This is a genomic window from Pseudomonas sp. LBUM1664, from assembly GCF_059695895.1.
The window spans coordinates 2,402,325-2,419,378 of record NZ_CP166791.1 but is presented as its reverse complement, the minus strand read 5'-3'; the positions used below and the strand labels follow the sequence as shown (position 1 = coordinate 2,419,378).

General features: G+C 59.4%; 14 protein-coding genes and 1 pseudogene. 13 read left to right on the top strand and 2 right to left on the bottom strand.

Annotation, left to right across the window (positions count from 1 at the left end):
• Nucleotides 1–84 precede the first annotated feature (84 nt).
• From purB to ACA047_RS11335, 8 genes are all read left to right on the top strand, one after another.
• A complete protein-coding gene (gene purB, locus ACA047_RS11370; protein ID WP_497359275.1) occupies nt 85–1,455 on the top strand; it encodes an adenylosuccinate lyase in 1,371 nt (456 codons plus the stop codon).
• A gap of 82 nt (nt 1,456–1,537) precedes the next feature.
• On the top strand, nt 1,538–2,704 hold the full coding sequence (locus tag ACA047_RS11365; protein ID WP_497359274.1) for a ribosomal protein uL16 3-hydroxylase: 1,167 nt from the start codon (nt 1,538–1,540) through the stop codon (nt 2,702–2,704).
• Nucleotides 2,697–3,122, top strand: coding sequence for a GNAT family N-acetyltransferase (locus ACA047_RS11360; protein ID WP_497359273.1), 426 nt, complete (start codon nt 2,697–2,699; stop codon nt 3,120–3,122). The genes ACA047_RS11365 and ACA047_RS11360 overlap by 8 nt, the downstream gene beginning before the upstream one ends.
• Nucleotides 3,123–3,291: 169 nt before the next feature.
• Nucleotides 3,292–4,053, top strand: a complete 762-nt coding sequence (locus ACA047_RS11355) for a secretin N-terminal domain-containing protein (protein ID WP_497359272.1) — start codon at nt 3,292–3,294, stop codon at nt 4,051–4,053.
• 457 nt (nt 4,054–4,510) lie between these two features.
• Nucleotides 4,511–5,836, top strand: coding sequence for an isocitrate lyase (aceA, locus tag ACA047_RS11350; RefSeq protein WP_497359271.1), 1,326 nt, complete (start codon nt 4,511–4,513; stop codon nt 5,834–5,836).
• 268 nt (nt 5,837–6,104) lie between these two features.
• A complete protein-coding gene (locus ACA047_RS11345; protein WP_497359270.1) occupies nt 6,105–6,836 on the top strand; it encodes a GntR family transcriptional regulator in 732 nt (243 codons plus the stop codon).
• 121 nt (nt 6,837–6,957) lie between these two features.
• Complete coding sequence (locus ACA047_RS11340; RefSeq protein ID WP_497359269.1) at nt 6,958–8,247, top strand: MFS transporter; 1,290 nt, start codon at nt 6,958–6,960, stop codon at nt 8,245–8,247.
• Nucleotides 8,248–8,274: 27 nt separating this feature from the next.
• Nucleotides 8,275–9,123 carry an amidohydrolase family protein gene (locus ACA047_RS11335; RefSeq protein ID WP_497359268.1) on the top strand — a complete coding sequence of 283 codons (849 nt, stop codon included), beginning with the start codon at nt 8,275–8,277 and terminating at the stop codon, nt 9,121–9,123.
• Between the two features lie 164 nt (nt 9,124–9,287).
• On the opposite strand, the gene ACA047_RS11330 is transcribed toward ACA047_RS11335, so the two are convergent.
• Complete coding sequence (locus tag ACA047_RS11330) at nt 9,288–9,992, bottom strand: methyl-accepting chemotaxis protein (protein WP_497360307.1); 705 nt, start codon at nt 9,990–9,992, stop codon at nt 9,288–9,290.
• Nucleotides 9,993–10,190: 198 nt separating this feature from the next.
• A pseudogene (locus ACA047_RS11325) lies at nt 10,191–11,075 on the bottom strand (methyl-accepting chemotaxis protein); the annotation flags it as partial.
• A 1,040-nt stretch (nt 11,076–12,115) separates the two neighbouring features.
• On the opposite strand from ACA047_RS11325, the gene ACA047_RS11320 reads away from it, so the two are divergent.
• The 5 genes from ACA047_RS11320 (at nt 12,116) to nuoF (ending at nt 16,926) form a co-directional block, all read left to right on the top strand.
• Entirely contained in the window at nt 12,116–12,529 is a 414-nt protein-coding gene (locus ACA047_RS11320; protein WP_003203367.1) for an NADH-quinone oxidoreductase subunit A, read from the top strand.
• 10 nt (nt 12,530–12,539) lie between these two features.
• Entirely contained in the window at nt 12,540–13,214 is a 675-nt protein-coding gene (locus tag ACA047_RS11315) for a NuoB/complex I 20 kDa subunit family protein (protein ID WP_497359267.1), read from the top strand.
• A gap of 72 nt (nt 13,215–13,286) precedes the next feature.
• Complete coding sequence (gene nuoC / locus ACA047_RS11310) at nt 13,287–15,071, top strand: NADH-quinone oxidoreductase subunit C/D (RefSeq protein WP_497359266.1); 1,785 nt, start codon at nt 13,287–13,289, stop codon at nt 15,069–15,071.
• 2 nt (nt 15,072–15,073) lie between these two features.
• Nucleotides 15,074–15,571, top strand: coding sequence for an NADH-quinone oxidoreductase subunit NuoE (gene nuoE / locus ACA047_RS11305; protein ID WP_497359265.1), 498 nt, complete (start codon nt 15,074–15,076; stop codon nt 15,569–15,571).
• Complete coding sequence (gene nuoF, locus ACA047_RS11300; protein ID WP_497359264.1) at nt 15,568–16,926, top strand: NADH-quinone oxidoreductase subunit NuoF; 1,359 nt, start codon at nt 15,568–15,570, stop codon at nt 16,924–16,926. Before nuoE ends, nuoF begins: the two co-directional genes overlap by 4 nt.
• Nucleotides 16,927–17,054 lie beyond the last annotated feature (128 nt).

The window sequence follows — 17,054 nt, the reverse complement described above, 5'->3', positions numbered from 1 at the left end:
GCCGGTCAGTTGGCGACGGACCGGCGATTGTTTTCATGTATGATACGCGCCCCATTTCGTTGCCCGACTGCCCGAGAACACCCCATGCAGCTCTCTTCGCTCACTGCGGTTTCCCCTGTTGACGGCCGCTACGCCGGCAAAACCCAGGCCCTGCGCCCAATTTTCAGCGAGTACGGCTTAATCCGTGCCCGCGTCCTGGTTGAAGTGCGCTGGCTCCAGCGCCTGGCCGCCCACCCTGCCATCGGCGAAGTCCCGGCGTTTTCCGCCGAAGCCAACGCGGTGCTGAACACCCTGGCAGACAACTTCGCGCTGGAGCACGCCGAGCGCGTCAAAGAGATCGAGCGCACCACCAACCACGACGTCAAAGCCATCGAATACCTGCTCAAGGAGCAGGCGGCCAAGCTGCCGGAGCTGGCCAACGTCAGCGAGTTCATCCACTTTGCCTGCACCAGCGAGGACATCAACAACCTGTCCCACGCCCTGATGCTGCGCGAAGGCCGTGATGAGGTGATGCTGCCGCTGATGCGCCAGACCGCCCAAGCCATCCGTGAGCTGGCGATCCGCTTCGCCGACGTACCGATGCTGTCGCGCACCCACGGTCAACCGGCTTCGCCGACCACCCTGGGCAAGGAACTGGCGAACGTGGTGTACCGCCTGGAGCGCCAGATCGCTCAAGTCACCGCCGTGCCACTGCTGGGCAAGATCAACGGCGCCGTGGGCAACTACAACGCCCACCTGTCGGCCTACCCGGACATCGACTGGGAAGCCAACGCCCGCGCCTTCATCGAAGACGAGCTGGGCCTGAGCTTCAACCCGTACACCACCCAGATCGAACCGCACGACTACATCGCCGAGCTGTTCGATGCCATCGCGCGTTTCAACACCATCCTGATCGACTTCGACCGTGATATCTGGGGCTACATTTCCCTGGGTTACTTCAAGCAGCGCACCATTGCCGGTGAAATCGGTTCGTCGACCATGCCGCACAAGGTCAACCCGATCGACTTCGAAAACTCCGAAGGTAACCTGGGCATCGCCAACGCGCTGTTCCAGCACCTGGCGAGCAAACTGCCGATCTCCCGCTGGCAGCGCGACCTGACCGACTCCACCGTGCTGCGCAACCTGGGCGTGGGTTTTGCCCACAGCGTCATCGCCTACGAAGCCAGTCTCAAGGGCATCAGCAAGCTGGAACTGAACGAACAGAAAATCGCCGCCGACCTGGACGCCTGCTGGGAAGTCCTGGCCGAGCCGATCCAGACCGTGATGCGTCGCTACAACATCGAAAACCCGTACGAAAAACTGAAAGAGCTGACCCGCGGCAAGGGCATCAGCCCTGAAGCGTTGCAGACTTTCATTGATGGCCTGGACATGCCTGCCCAAGCCCGCGACGAGCTGAAGAAGCTCACGCCGGCCAACTACATCGGCAACGCAGCGGCACAAGCCAAGCGCATCTGATCCACCGCTAGGTCCTGAGACGCCCGGCCGCGCCGGGCGTTTTTATTCGCATCTGAAAAGTAATTTTTTCAATAGGTTACACATGAATCCTGATATTCCTCTGCAACTCCTCGGCGGCATCACGGCACGGGAGTTCCTGCGTGACTACTGGCAGAAAAAACCGCTGCTGATCCGTCAGGCGATTCCTGACTTCGAAAGCCCGATCGATGCCGATGAACTGGCCGGCCTGGCCCTGGAAGAAGAAGTCGAATCGCGCCTGGTGATCGAGCACGGCGAGCGCCCTTGGGAATTGCGTCGCGGCCCGTTCGCCGAAGACGAATTCAGCAAACTGCCGGAGCGCGAATGGACCCTGCTCGTGCAAGCCGTCGATCAGTTCGTACCGGAGGTCAGCGAACTGCTGGAACACTTCCGCTTCCTGCCGAGCTGGCGCATCGACGATGTGATGATCAGCTTCGCCGCCCCGGGTGGCAGCGTTGGTCCGCACTTCGACAACTACGACGTGTTCCTGCTGCAGGGCCATGGCAAGCGCAACTGGAAAATCGGCCAGATGTGCGACTCCGAAAGCCCGCTGCTGCCCCACGCCGACCTGCGCATCCTCGCCGACTTCGAGGCCACCGACGAGTGGACCCTGGAACCGGGCGACATGCTTTACCTGCCGCCGCGCCTGGCTCACTGCGGCGTGGCCGTGGATGACTGCATGACTTACTCGGTGGGCTTCCGTGCGCCGAGCGCCGCTGAAGTGCTGACTCACTTCACCGACTTCCTCGCCCAGTTCCTGCCGGACGAAGAGCGCTACACCGATGCCAATGCGCAGCCCGTGGCCGACCCGCATCAGATCCAGCACGACGCCCTGGACCGCCTCAAAGGCCTGCTGGCCGAGCACATGAGCGACGAGCGCCTGCTGTTGACCTGGTTCGGCCAGTTCATGACCGAGCCGCGCTACCCGGAACTGGTGGTAGGCCCGGAGCTGGAAGAAGACGACCTGCTGGCCGGCTTGGAACAAGGTGCGGTAATCATCCGCAACCCGAGCGCCCGCCTGGCCTGGTCGGAAGTCGACGACGACTTGCTGCTGTTCGCCAGTGGCCAGAGCCGTTATCTGCCAGGCAAGCTGCGGGACCTGCTGAAAATGATCTGCGCCGCCGACGCACTGCACATCGAAAACCTCGGCCCATGGCTGGCCGATGAGGACGGTCGCGGCCTGATCTGCGAGCTGGTCAAGCAGGGCAGCCTGGGGTTCGCCGATGAATAAAATTCACGTTCGTGTCGCAGACTGGCAAAAGGATAACGCCGAGATCCGGCGCATTCGTGAGACCGTGTTCATTGCCGAGCAATCCGTGCCACCTGAGCTGGAATGGGATGCCGACGACCAGAGCGCGGTGCATTTCTTGGCATTCGAAGGCGACTTCCCCATCGGCACCGCTCGCCTTTTGACCGACGGCCATATCGGTCGTGTCTCGGTGCTCAAGGACTGGCGCGGCTTGAGGGTGGGCGATGCGCTGATGCACGCGGCGATCACAGAAGCCGAGAAGCGTGGGCTCAAGCAGCAGATGCTCAGCGCCCAGGTGCAGGCCACGTCGTTCTACGAGCGGCTTGGTTTCGTGGTAGTCAGTGAAGAGTTCCTGGAAGCAGGGATTCCCCATGTGGACATGGTGCGGCATTCGGCCTGACACCTTGTGGCGAGGGAGCTTACTCCCTCGCCACAAGAGCATGATGCAACACCCCAAAACGCCCCGCCATCACCCGATGCCGGGGCGTTTTGCCGTCTAACATTCAACTTGCCCCATCCGGGGCCGACAAACTGGCAATATCAAGCCTTTGTCTTGCGGAGAAATGGACATGTCCCTACGCACCCTGCTCACCACCCTGCTGCTCGGCTGCAGCTTGTCGGTCATGGCCGCCACGCAAATCGTGCCGCTGAACTACCGCACCAGCGCCGACCTGCTGCCGGTGGCGCAGAACTTTATCGGCAAGGACGGCCAGGTCAGTGCCTATGGCAATCAACTGATCGTCAACGCCGAGCCTGGCAAAATCGAAGAGCTCAAGCAATTCCTCGCCCAGCTCGACACCGCCCCCAAGCGGTTGCTGATCACCGTCGACACCAACGAAAACAACCTGCAAGGCGACCAGGGCTACTCGATTAACGGCGCCGCCCCCAGCCAGACCCGCATCATCAACCGCAGCACAGCCAGCCGTGAAGGCGGTGTGCAGCAGGTGCAAGCCAGTGAAGGCCAGCCAGCGCTGATCCAGGTAGGCCAAAGCGTGCCGTTCACCAGCACCCAGACCGACACCTATGGCCGCCTGCAAAGCCAGACCGAGTACCGCAATGTCACCCAGGGTTTTTACGTCACGGCCAGCGTCACCGGCGAGACCGTTCATCTGAGCATTAGCACCAATCGTGACCGAATGAGCCAGGAACGTCCCGATGTAGTGAACGTTCAAAGTACCGACACAACTGTCAGCGGCCGCCTGGGTGAATGGATCACCCTGGCGGGTGTGAATCGTCAGACTCAGGCCGACAAACAGGGCGTGACCCGCAGCTACTCGACTCAGGGCCGCGACGACATGATTCTGCGGGTCAAGGTCGACACCCTGAACTGAAGCACCAAAAACTGACTGATGAGTCGTATTAGACTAAAGATGTAGTGCTACAAAAAAAGCACTACAAAACGTTTGACGAGCCAAAAAACCGAAGGCATGATGGCCTCGCTCCCGCTAATCAGGGGCCCTGGCAAGGGCCTTCGGGTCGATGCTTGCAACTACCCTGCGAGCCGATTCGTGTCTGTACCGCCCACAAGGTGTGTTTGACGAGGTTGCGACTGGAACGAAGTTGTCCCGAGGGACGGAAGCGTAACTAGGTAACCCGGCATCACTCTGAGTTCGTATAAAGGCCCACGACGCCCGAATGCGCCCGCAGTCCGCCTCTACCTGCTCACTTTCCCCTCGAGCCTATCGTTCATCCCGTCGCCTCCCCGCCTGAACCGACTTGACCGTCCAACCCCTGGTCGGCAGGAGCAGGAATTTTCCACCCCAGACCTATGCGACGAGGTTTATCTCCATGGCACTGACACGCGAACAGCAAATTGCAGCCCTTGAAAAAGACTGGGCTGAAAACCCGCGCTGGAAAGGCGTGAAGCGCAATTATTCCGCTGCTGACGTCGTCCGTCTGCGTGGCTCGGTTCAACCTGAGCACACCTTTGCGAAAATGGGCGCCGAGAAGCTGTGGAACCTGGTCACCCAGGGCGCCAAGCCAGCCTTCCGTCCCGAGAAAGATTTCGTCAACTGCATGGGCGCCCTGACCGGCGGCCAGGCCGTACAGCAAGTCAAGGCCGGTATCCAGGCGATCTACCTGTCGGGCTGGCAAGTGGCTGCGGACAACAACTCCGCCGAGTCGATGTACCCAGACCAGTCGCTGTACCCGGTGGATTCGGTTCCAACCGTGGTCAAGCGCATCAACAACTCGTTCCGTCGCGCCGACCAGATCCAGTGGAAAGCCGGCAAGAACCCGGGCAACGAAGGTTACATCGACTACTTCGCACCGATCGTGGCTGACGCTGAAGCGGGTTTCGGCGGCGTACTGAACGCCTACGAACTGATGAAAAGCATGATCGAGGCAGGCGCCGCCGGCGTTCACTTCGAAGACCAACTGGCTTCGGTGAAGAAATGCGGCCACATGGGCGGCAAAGTATTGGTACCGACCCAGGAAGCCGTGCAGAAACTGACCGCAGCCCGTCTGGCCGCCGACGTTGCCGGTACGCCGACCATCATTTTGGCGCGTACCGACGCTAACGCGGCTGACCTGCTGACGTCCGATTGCGACCCGTACGACCAACCGTTCGTGACCGGCACCCGCACCCAGGAAGGCTTCTACAAAGTGCGCGCCGGTCTTGACCAGGCGATTTCCCGCGGCCTGGCCTACGCGCCGTACGCCGACCTGATCTGGTGCGAAACCGCCAAGCCGGACCTGGACGAAGCGCGTCGCTTTGCTGAAGCGATCAAGAAGGAATACCCGGACCAACTGCTGTCGTACAACTGCTCGCCTTCCTTCAACTGGAAGAAAAACCTGGATGACGCGACCATCGCCAAGTTCCAGCGCGAACTGTCCGCCATGGGCTACAAGCACCAGTTCATCACCCTGGCTGGTATTCACAACATGTGGCACAGCATGTTCAACCTGGCGCACGACTACGCCCGCAACGACATGACCGCCTACGTGAAACTGCAAGAGCAAGAGTTCGCTGACGCCGCCAAGGGCTACACCTTCGTGGCTCACCAGCAGGAAGTGGGCACTGGCTACTTCGACGACATGACCACCGTGATCCAGGGTGGCACCTCGTCGGTGACTGCACTGACCGGCTCCACCGAAGAAGAACAGTTCCACTGATCCACACGCTGCCTTGAGTAAGCGGCCCTTGCGGACCGAATAAAAGCTAACCGCAAAGCCGACGATCTGACGCCCCGACTGGTTCGGGGCTTTTTTTCGTCGGTTTTCAGCGCTTAATCCTCAGACGATAAAATTCACCAGACGTTAGGCACCACAATCCTGCGCGCCCCTTGCAGGGGATTGTGCCCTTCTTGACAGATAGCGTTGGCAGGGAAATACTTGGCCGCAAATTCATATAGATGACCATATAACAAGGAAAATAACGTCGATGAATCCACTATCCAGTGATGTTCGTCTGCCGCTCTACCAGCGCCTGCGTGATCAATTGGCTGAACAGATTGCCAATAATCGTTGGCGCCCTGGCGAGGCCATTCCCACCGAAGCCGCGCTTTCAGCGGAATACCAACTCTCCACCGGCACCGTGCGAAAAGCGATCGACGCGTTAGTCAGCGAGGGGATTCTGGAGCGCCAGCAAGGTCGCGGTACTTTTATTCGTCGACCTCAATTTCAATCATCGCTATTTCGCTTTTTCCGCTTCCAGACCGTTGCGGGCGAGCGCCGGGTTCCAGAAAGTCGCATTTTGTCTATCGAGACAGTGGCTGCCCCCTCTGCGGTGGCCCAAGCATTAGGGCTGCCAGTCGATGCGCCGGTGATTCGTATTGTCCGTGTGCGTCTGCTCGATGATCACCCAGTGCTTGCCGAAGATATCTGGCTGCCGCGCGACCGCTTTCAACTGCTGCTGGAAGTCGACCTGAATCGCAAAGGGCCACTGCTTTATCCAATCTACGAAGAAACCTGCGGTCAGGTGGTCGCTTATGCCGAAGAATCCCTCACTGCCGAATCGGTCAGCGACGTGCACGCGCGATTGCTGCAAGTGCCGGTCAACAGCCCGGTGGTGGTGATCGAGCGCCTGGCGCGGGACTACGCCGGCAATCCCTTGGAGTGGCGTCGTTCTCGCGGGCACGCCGCGCATTTCCGTTACAGCGTGGAAATCCGCTGACCCCATAGGTTGAGCGGCGAGTCCCTCGCCGCTGCCTTTAGTGTTTTGTTTGCCATGACTGGCCCTGTAGCGGCGCGGTTCGCTCTCGGCTGCCTCACGTTTCACTTATAAGGACAAAATCATGTTCAGTTGGTATCGCCAAGTCACTGCGCGGGAGCGTAAAACGTTTTGGGCCTGTTTCGGCGGTTGGTCGCTCGATGCGCTGGAAGTACAGATGTTCGGCCTGGCGATACCGGCGTTGATCGCCGCGTTCGCCTTGACCAAGGGTGATGCGGGGCTGATCAGCGGCGTGACACTGGTCACCTCGGCCATCGGCGGCTGGGTCGGCGGGACGCTGTCAGACCGCTACGGTCGGGTGCGCACGCTGCAATGGATGATCTTGTGGTTCTCGTTCTTCACCTTCCTGTCCGCCTTTGTCACCGGTTTTCACCAACTGCTGATGGTTAAGGCGTTGCAGGGTTTCGGGATTGGCGGGGAGTGGGCCGCCGGCGCAGTATTAATGGCCGAGACCATCAACCCCAAGTACCGCGGCAAGGTCATGGGCACCGTACAAAGTGCCTGGGCGGTGGGTTGGGGGCTGGCGGTCGGCGTCTTCACGCTGATCTATTCGTTCGTGCCCCAGGACATGGCCTGGCGGGTGATGTTCATCGTCGGGCTGTTGCCGTCGTTCCTGATCATCTGGGTGCGGCGCAACGTCGAAGAGCCCGACAGCTTCCAGCGCCTGCAAAAAGAACAAGTGATACCGCAGAGCTTCTTCAAGTCCCTGGCCGGGATCTTTCGCCCGGAACTGATCCGAGTGACGTTGTTTGGCGGGCTATTGGGGCTGGGCGCGCACGGCGGTTATCACGCGGTGATGACCTGGCTGCCGACCTTTCTCAAGACCGAGCGCAACCTGTCGGTGCTCAACTCTGGTGGCTACCTGGCGGTGATCATCTTTGCCTTCTGGTGTGGCTGCGTGGTCAGTGGCTTGTTGATCGACCGCATTGGCCGGCGTAAAAACATCGTGCTGTTTGCGCTGTGCTGTGTGGTTACGGTTCAGTGCTACGTGTTCCTGCCGCTGACCAATACCCAGATGCTGTTCCTGGGGTTCCCGCTTGGTTTCTTCGCAGCAGGTATTCCGGCCAGCCTCGGGGCCCTGTTCAACGAGCTGTATCCAGCAGACGTGCGCGGCGCCGGTGTGGGGTTCTGCTACAACTTTGGCCGGGTGCTCTCTGCGGTGTTCCCGTTCCTGGTCGGCCACATGAGCGACTCCATGTCCTTGGGTTCGGCGATCGGCATTGATGCGGGGATTGCCTATGGCGTGGCGGTGATCGCGGCACTTTGCCTGCCGGAAACCCGTGGTCGCTCCCTCGAAGCCTCGAATGAGTCGGTGAAAACCACGGTCAATGGCGACGAGCGCGCCCGAGCCTGATGATCCTTACTTTCGAAAGACGAAACCATGCTTGATACCTGTTCTACGCCGATCACCGGCATTGATAGCCATGCTCACGTGTTTAGTCGTGAGCTGAATTGGGCCGCTGCTCGGCGCTATACCCCGGGCTACGACGCCACGCTTGTACGGTACCTCAAACACTTGCTTGCCCATGGACTGAGTCATGGCGTGTTGGTGCAGCCGAGCTTTCTGGGCACCGACAACAGCTACCTGCTGGCTGCGCTGCGGCAAGCTCCTGAGCAGTTGCGAGGCGTTGTGGTGCTAGAGCGAGACGTCAGCCGGGTCATGTTGGACGACATGGCTCGGCTGGGGGTGGTTGGCGTTCGCTTGAACCTGATGGGCAAGGCTCTACCTGAGTTTCGAGAAACTGCCTGGAGACACTTCTTCGGCCATCTCGCCGAGCTCGGCTGGCATGTTGAACTGCACCGACAGGTTGCGGATGTGCCGGGATTGATTCGTCAACTGATGCCGTTCGGCGTCAAACTCGTGATTGACCACTTTGGTCGTCCCGATGGGCGTTTGGGCCTTGATCAGCCAGGCTTTCCCGAGATGCTGGAACTGGGACTCACCGGGCAGATCTGGATGAAGGTTTCCGGTATCTATCGTTTGGCAGGTACGCCGCAACAGAATCTGGAATTTGCTAAGAAGGCATTGCCACTGCTGGAACAGAGCTTCGGTCGTCAGTTGGTGTGGGGCAGCGATTGGCCCCATACGCAACATGAAGAGAGTAATAATTTCGGTACGGTGGTGGAGCAGCTTCAAGCGCTGGAGTGCTCGACTGAGCTTGTGCGGTCGCTGCTAGTTGACGCCCCCCAAGCGTTATTTGGGTTCAACGGCAATGAGCGATCAACATGACACGAGCCCGACAGGACTAGCCAGCCAGGTGGTGAGTCCTGCGGGAGTCTTGATTGAACAATAGTCAGATTTCCAAGCGATGCAACCTGGGTGTGCCAACCGGGGATCGGGACGACCGTTGCCTAAATTGTCAGTTAGAGCACGGCCGCCAGAACGCCCCGTTTTCACACCTTGAAGTGACTGACCAGCTGCTGCAACTGGTTACCCAGACGCGCCAGTTCGATGCTGGAGGCAGCGGTTTCTTCGCTGGCTGAGGCGGTCTGTTCGGATACATCGCGCACATTCAGGATACTGCGGCTGATTTCCTCGGCCACCGAGCTTTGTTGTACCGCCGCGGCGGCAATCTGTTGGTTCATGGCCTGGATGCCAGAAACCGTCTGGGTGATGTTGCCCAGGGATGCGCCGGCTTTGCATGCCAATTCCACACTGCTGTCGGTCAGTTCGCGGCTACTTCGCATGATACTCGATACCTGGCGCGTGCCGTTCTGCAAGCCCGCCACCAGGCTTTCAATCTCTTCGGTGGATTGCTGGGTACGCTGGGCCAGCCCACGTACTTCGTCGGCGACCACGGCAAAACCGCGCCCGGCGTCACCCGCGCGAGCGGCCTCGATGGCGGCGTTAAGGGCCAGCAAGTTGGTCTGCTCGGCCACCGCCCTGATCACGTCCATGATCTTGCCGATGCGCCCGCTTTCTTGCTCCAGCTCGTTCATCGCGTCGGCTGAGCGCCCGACTTCGCTGGCCAAGCGCTCAATCTGAACGATGGCTTGCGCGACCACTTGGTCGCCGATACGGGCCTGTGCATCGGCCTCTGATGCGGCTGCGCAAGCTTGTTCGGCATTACGCGCGACTTCATGCACGGTGGCCGACATTTCGTGCATGGCGGTAGCCACCTGGTCGGTCTCGGTCTTCTGACTATTGACCCCGGCACTGGTCTGCTCGGTGACAGCCGATAGCTCTTCGGCGGCACTGGCGATCTGGGTGACGCCATCACGGATGCCACCGATCAGGTCGCGCAAGGTGCTGCCCATGCGCTGAATACCTTGCTGCAAGACACCCAGCTCATCACTACGAGTCACGACCATGTGTTGCGTGAGGTCGCCTGCTGCAATGCGATCGACCACCGCCAATGTGTCCTGCAACGGCCGTGTAATCTGGCGGGTGATGATCAGGGCGGCAAAAATCCCCAACAACATCGCCAAGGCAGTACAGCTCAGTTGCAGGATGCGGGCCTGGGCGCTGTCTTCGTCACGGGAGACCAGTTGGCTGGCATACATTTCGTCAGACAGACGGGTGATGGTTTCACCCAAATCGACAGTGTCCTGCACGGCCTTGCCAATGGCCTGATTGCTGGCAGTGAAGTCCTGCACCGAACGGCGGTAAGCAATCAGCGCGGTTTCCAGCTGCTTGATGGTGTCGGCATAGGTCGGGCCGAAAGCGCTGTTGAGGGTTTCGATGCCCTTGAGCGCATTTTCGAGCTGGCGGGTGGCGGCTTGTTCGGTGGTGCTATTGGGGTTGCCGGTATAGCCACGCACTTCATAACGCACCAGCGCCACGTCCTCTTTGGCCTTGAGGATGATCCTGTACAGCTCAAAACGGCGCTCATCCGAGGCAGGCATTGCTTGTACGTCATTGATGACCTTGGCGATCAGCGCGGCACCCTTGACCGCATTGACGCCCATCTCCTTGCGCATGGCTGCGTCATTGCGATAAGCCTCGCGCATCGTATTCAGTGCCACTTGATACTGCGTACTGGCCTGCTCGATCAGCGCAAGTTTTTTCAGATTTTCAGGTTTCTTCAACTCGTTTGCGAGGCTTTTTTGCTTGGCGACAAACTGCTCCAGCGACGCCTGGATCAATGCACCCTTTTGTTCATCGCCCTTGTCCACCTGGTATTGCAAGCGAGCCCTGCGCAGGTGATCAAGACGGTTGCCGAGCTCGGTAATGCTGGTCATTCGATCAGTACGCTCGATCATCTTCCCCAGGCTGAACCAGCCGGTCGCGGCCAGGATAGCGGTCAGAAGCAGCACAACGGCAAAGCCCAAAGCCAGCTTGAGCATAACGCTCATATTCGCGATCCAAGAGTTCATGACATTCCTTTGGTAATCAGCCGCGAACGATGAAAACTGGCGCGGTTATCTAAGAAGGGGCCGGTAGTCTAACCAGTATTGATATAGATGATTAGATGAATAAGGCATAAAGATAGCCATTTGATATCAATCCTTCAAGGGAAAGTCGACGATAGCTAGATTGGGCGAGCGCTAGCGAGCAAAAATCGGCACGAGGCCGGGCTTAAGGCACTAAAGCAGTGTCGCTTAAACGCGGAAATCCCCAGGCCACAGGTTTTGTGCTGGCTCAACTGATCGATCTGACGGACCCGGTTTTTTTTCACCCGGTTTTTCTGAAGCAACCTACTCTGTAAAAGCAAGCCTGCATCTGTGGGAGCCAAGCTTGCCCGCGATGAACGATAACGCAGTCTGCCTCGGGACAGCGTTGCCGGAATCGCGAGCAAGCTTGGCTCTCACAGGAGCAGTCTCCATGCAGATCCAGCGCTCACCGAAACCCTACCTCGCAAAACTTCGGCGCACTGTCAGAAAAATTGATCGAACGCAGCATTGGGCAGTCCGAAAAGGAGTAAAACGTCCAGCGCTGACAATTGCAGTAGCGGCGATGTAAGACAGCCGCTCAGGCATAACACTAAGTGCATCGTGAAAAGGTCACCACAAACAATAACAATTATCATTTGGAAGTCATTATCATTGTTACAACCCGCACAAAATATTATTGATGAATAGACGGCCAGCGCCCGCCGGGCCGGGGCCGCAGGGTCCTGGAGGCGTGCTATGTCCTTATTCCAATAAATAATTTCGCTATAGGAATTTTACTTGCCCGGTGTTTAGCCATAAAATCACCGCGATTGATTGCTGCGACATATCGTCACTGCGTTATTTCATTCAAGCTCAGAGACCTTTGCTCTCTGTTAAGGATTTCCAGCATGTCCGAAGCGACAGGACTCATGGCCCACAACTGGGGCTTTGCCATTTTCCTTCTGGGCGTTGTTGGCCTGTGTGCTTTCATGCTCGGCGTATCGAGCCTGCTTGGGTCAAAAGCCTGGGGCCGCAGCAAAAATGAACCGTTCGAGTCCGGCATGCTGCCTACCGGTGGCGCCCGCTTACGGCTCTCAGCCAAATTCTATCTGGTCGCGATGCTCTTCGTGATCTTCGATATCGAAGCCCTCTTTCTCTTTGCATGGTCTGTGTCCGTCCGCGAAAGCGGCTGGACCGGATTCGTCGAAGCTCTCGTTTTCATAGCAATTCTGTTGGCAGGTCTTGTCTACCTTTACCGGGTGGGGGCGCTTGATTGGGCTCCGGAAGCTCGGCGCAAGCGGCAAGCGAAGCTGAAACAATGAGGCTTTGGCAATGCAATACAATCTCACCAGGATCGACCCCGATGCTCCTAACGAGCAGTATCCGATTGGCGAGCGGGAAACCGTCGCTGATCCGTTAGAAGATCAAGTCCACAAAAACATCTTCATGGGCAAGCTCGAAGACGTGCTGAACAGCACGGTCAACTGGGGTCGCAAGAACTCCCTGTGGCCGTACAACTTCGGTCTTTCGTGCTGCTACGTGGAAATGACCACCGCCTTCACGGCGCCCCACGACATCGCGCGCTTTGGCGCCGAGGTGATCCGGGCATCGCCGCGCCAGGCGGATTTCATGGTTATCGCCGGTACCTGCTTCATCAAGATGGCGCCGATCATCCAGCGTCTCTACGAGCAAATGCTCGAACCGAAGTGGGTTATCTCCATGGGTTCGTGCGCCAACTCCGGTGGCATGTACGACATCTACTCCGTCGTTCAAGGGGTGGACAAGTTCCTGCCCGTGGACGTCTACGTGCCTGGCTGCCCGCCTCGCCCTGAAGCTTTCCTGCAAGGCTTGATGCTGTTGCAGGAGTCGATTGGCCAAGAGCGACGCCCGCTTTCCTGGGTCGTTGGTGATCAAGGCGTCTATCGCGCCGAGATGCCATCGCAAAAGGAACAGCGCCGCGAACAGCGAATCGCAGTCACTCACCTGCGCAGCCCCGACGAAGTCTGATCCAGCTCTGTTCCTGAACAAGTAACGAGAACCTGGCTTCATTCTTTACGTGACCGAAAGCGATAAATAACCATGACTACAGGCAGTGCTCTGTACATCCCGCCTTACAAGGCAGACGACCAGGATGTGGTTGTCGAACTCAGTAACCGTTTTGGCCCCGAGGCGTTCACCGCCCAGCCGACCCGCACCGGCATGCCGGTGCTTTGGGTTGCCCGCGCCAAACTCGTCGAAGTCCTGACCTTCCTGCGCAACCTGCCCAAGCCGTACGTCATGCTCTATGACCTGCACGGCGTGGACGAGCGTCTGCGCACCAAGCGTCAAGGGCTGCCCGACGGCGTCGACTTCACCGTGTTCTACCACCTGCTGTCGATCGAGCGTAATAGTGACGTGATGATCAAGGTCGCCTTGTCCGAGAGCGACCTCAGCGTGCCGACCGTGACCGGGATCTGGCCGAACGCCAACTGGTACGAACGCGAAGTGTGGGACATGTTCGGGATCGATTTCCCCGGCCATCCACACCTGACGCGCATCATGATGCCGCCGACCTGGGAAGGTCACCCGCTGCGCAAGGACTTCCCGGCCCGAGCCACCGAGTTCGACCCGTTCAGCCTGTCCCTGGCCAAGCAACAGCTCGAGGAAGAATCCGCGCGTTTCAAACCCGAAGACTGGGGCATGAAGCGTTCCGGGGCGAATGAGGACTACATGTTCCTCAACCTCGGCCCGAACCACCCTTCGGCCCACGGTGCGTTCCGCATCATCCTGCAACTGGACGGCGAAGAGATCGTCGACTGCGTGCCGGACATCGGTTACCACCACCGTGGCGCCGAGAAGATGGGTGAGCGTCAATCCTGGCACAGCTACATTCCGTACACCGACCGCATCGATTACCTCGGCGGCGTGATGAACAACCTGCCGTACGTGCTGTCGGTCGAGAAACTGGCCGGGATCAAAGTACCGGAGAAGGTCGACGTCATCCGCATCATGATGGCCGAGTTCTTCCGCATCACCAGCCACCTGCTGTTCCTGGGAACCTACATCCAGGACGTGGGCGCCATGACCCCGGTGTTCTTCACCTTCACCGACCGCCAGAAGGCCTACACGGTGATCGAAGCCATTACCGGTTTCCGCCTGCACCCGGCCTGGTACCGCATCGGTGGCGTTGCCCACGATCTGCCGCGGGGCTGGGAAAAACTGGTCAAGGACTTCGTCGAGTGGATGCCCAAGCGCCTGGACGAATACACCAAGGCCGCCCTGCAGAACAGCATCCTCAAGGGCCGTACCATCGGGGTGGCCGCCTACAACACCAAAGAGGCCCTGGAATGGGGCGTCACCGGTGCAGGCCTGCGCTCCACTGGCTGCGACTTCGACCTGCGTAAGGCACGTCCTTACTCCGGCTACGAAAACTTCGAATTCGAAGTCCCACTGGCCGTCAATGGCGATGCCTACGACCGCTGCATGGTTCGCGTCGAAGAAATGCGCCAGAGCATCAAGATTATCGACCAATGCATGCGCAACATGCCGGAGGGCCCGTACAAGGCGGATCACCCGCTGACCACGCCGCCGCCCAAAGAGCGCACGCTGCAGCACATCGAGACCTTGATCACGCACTTCCTGCAGGTTTCGTGGGGCCCGGTCATGCCGGCCAACGAATCCTTCCAGATGATCGAAGCGACCAAGGGCATCAACAGTTATTACCTGACGAGCGACGGCGGCACCATGAGCTACCGCACCCGGATTCGCACCCCAAGCTACCCGCACCTGCAGCAGATCCCTTCGGTGATCAAAGGCAGCATGGTCGCGGACTTGATCGCGTACCTGGGTAGTATCGATTTCGTTATGGCCGACGTGGACCGCTAAGCATGAACAGCACGCTTATCCAGACAGACCGTTTCGCCCTGAGCGAAACCGAGCGCTCGGCCATCGAGCACGAGCTGCATCACTACGAAGACCCGCGCGCGGCGTCGATCGAAGCCCTGAAGATCGTTCAGAAGGAACGTGGCTGGGTGCCTGATGGCGCGCTCTACGCCATCGGCGAAATCCTCGGCATCCCGGCCAGCGACGTCGAAGGCGTCGCCACCTTCTACAGCCAGATCTTCCGCCAGCCAGTGGGCCGCCACATCATTCGCGTCTGCGACAGCATGGTCTGCTACATCGGCGGCCATGAGTCCGTGGTCGACGAGATCCAGAGCAAGCTGGGCATCGGCCTGGGCCAGACCACCGCCGACGGTCGCTTTACCCTGCTGCCGGTGTGCTGCCTGGGCAATTGCGACAAGGCCCCGGCACTGATGATCGACGACGACACCTTCGGTGACGTCCAGCCAGAAGGTGTCGCCAAACTGCTGGAGGGCTACGTATGACCCTGACTTCCTTCGGGCCCGCCAACCGCATCCAGCGTTCGGCCGAGACCCATCCTCTGACCTGGCGTCTGCGTGACGACGGCGAAGCGGTATGGCTGGACGAATACCAGGCCAAGAACGGCTACGCCGCTGCACGCAAGGCGTTCACCGACATGGCCCAGGACGACATCGTCCAGACCGTGAAAGACTCCGGCCTCAAGGGTCGTGGCGGCGCGGGCTTCCCCACTGGCGTGAAGTGGGGCCTGATGCCCAAGGACGAATCCATCAACATCCGCTACCTGCTGTGCAACGCGGATGAAATGGAACCCAACACCTGGAAGGACCGCATGCTGATGGAGCAACTGCCCCATCTGCTGATCGAAGGCATGCTGATCAGCGCCCGTGCGCTGAAAACCTACCGCGGCTATATCTTCCTGCGCGGCGAATACACCACCGCCGCCAAGCACCTGAACCGTGCCGTGGAAGAAGCCAAGGCCGCCGGCCTGTTGGGCAAGAACATCCTGGGCAGCGGTTTCGATTTCGAGCTGTTCGTGCACACCGGTGCCGGGCGTTATATCTGCGGTGAAGAAACCGCGTTGATCAACTCCCTGGAAGGCCGCCGTGCCAACCCGCGCTCCAAGCCGCCCTTCCCTGCCGCCGTTGGCGTGTGGGGCAAGCCGACCTGCGTGAACAACGTCGAAACCCTGTGCAACGTGCCGGCGATCATTGCCGACGGCGTGGACTGGTACAAATCCCTGGCCCGCGATGGCAGCGAAGACATGGGCACCAAGCTCATGGGCTTCTCTGGCAAGGTCAAGAACCCTGGCCTGTGGGAACTGCCGTTTGGCGTCACCGGCCGCGAGTTGTTCGAAGACTACGCAGGCGGCATGCGCGACGGCTACAAGCTCAAGTGCTGGCAGCCTGGCGGTGCCGGTACCGGTTTCCTGTTGCCCGAACACCTGGACGCACAAATGTACGCCGGCGGCATCGCCAAGGTGGGCACCCGCATGGGTACCGGCCTGGCCATGGCGGTGGACGACAGCGTCAATATGGTGTCCTTGCTGCGCAACATGGAGCAGTTTTTCGCTCGCGAATCCTGCGGCTTCTGCACCCCTTGCCGTGATGGCTTGCCATGGAGCGTCAAGCTCTTGATGGCCATCGAGAACGGCGAAGGTCAGCCCGGCGACATCGAGACCCTGCTGGGTCTGGTGGGCTTCCTCGGCCCAGGCAAGACTTTCTGTGCTCACGCACCGGGCGCCATTGAGCCGTTGGGCAGCGCGATCAAATATTTCCGCCCTGAATTCGAGGCCGGTATCGCGCCAACCCGCGCCGGTGATCTCAATCAGGTGGTCACGCCGACCATGGTCGGCGCGTAACAACGCTTTAAAAGGCGAAGGGTCCGTGCCCTTCGCCTTTCGTCCGATGACGCCTTTGAAGGCTGTTTGGATTCGGACGAATAACAAGATTCCATTAGCCACGCCCGCTGACACCGGGCCAACGAAGA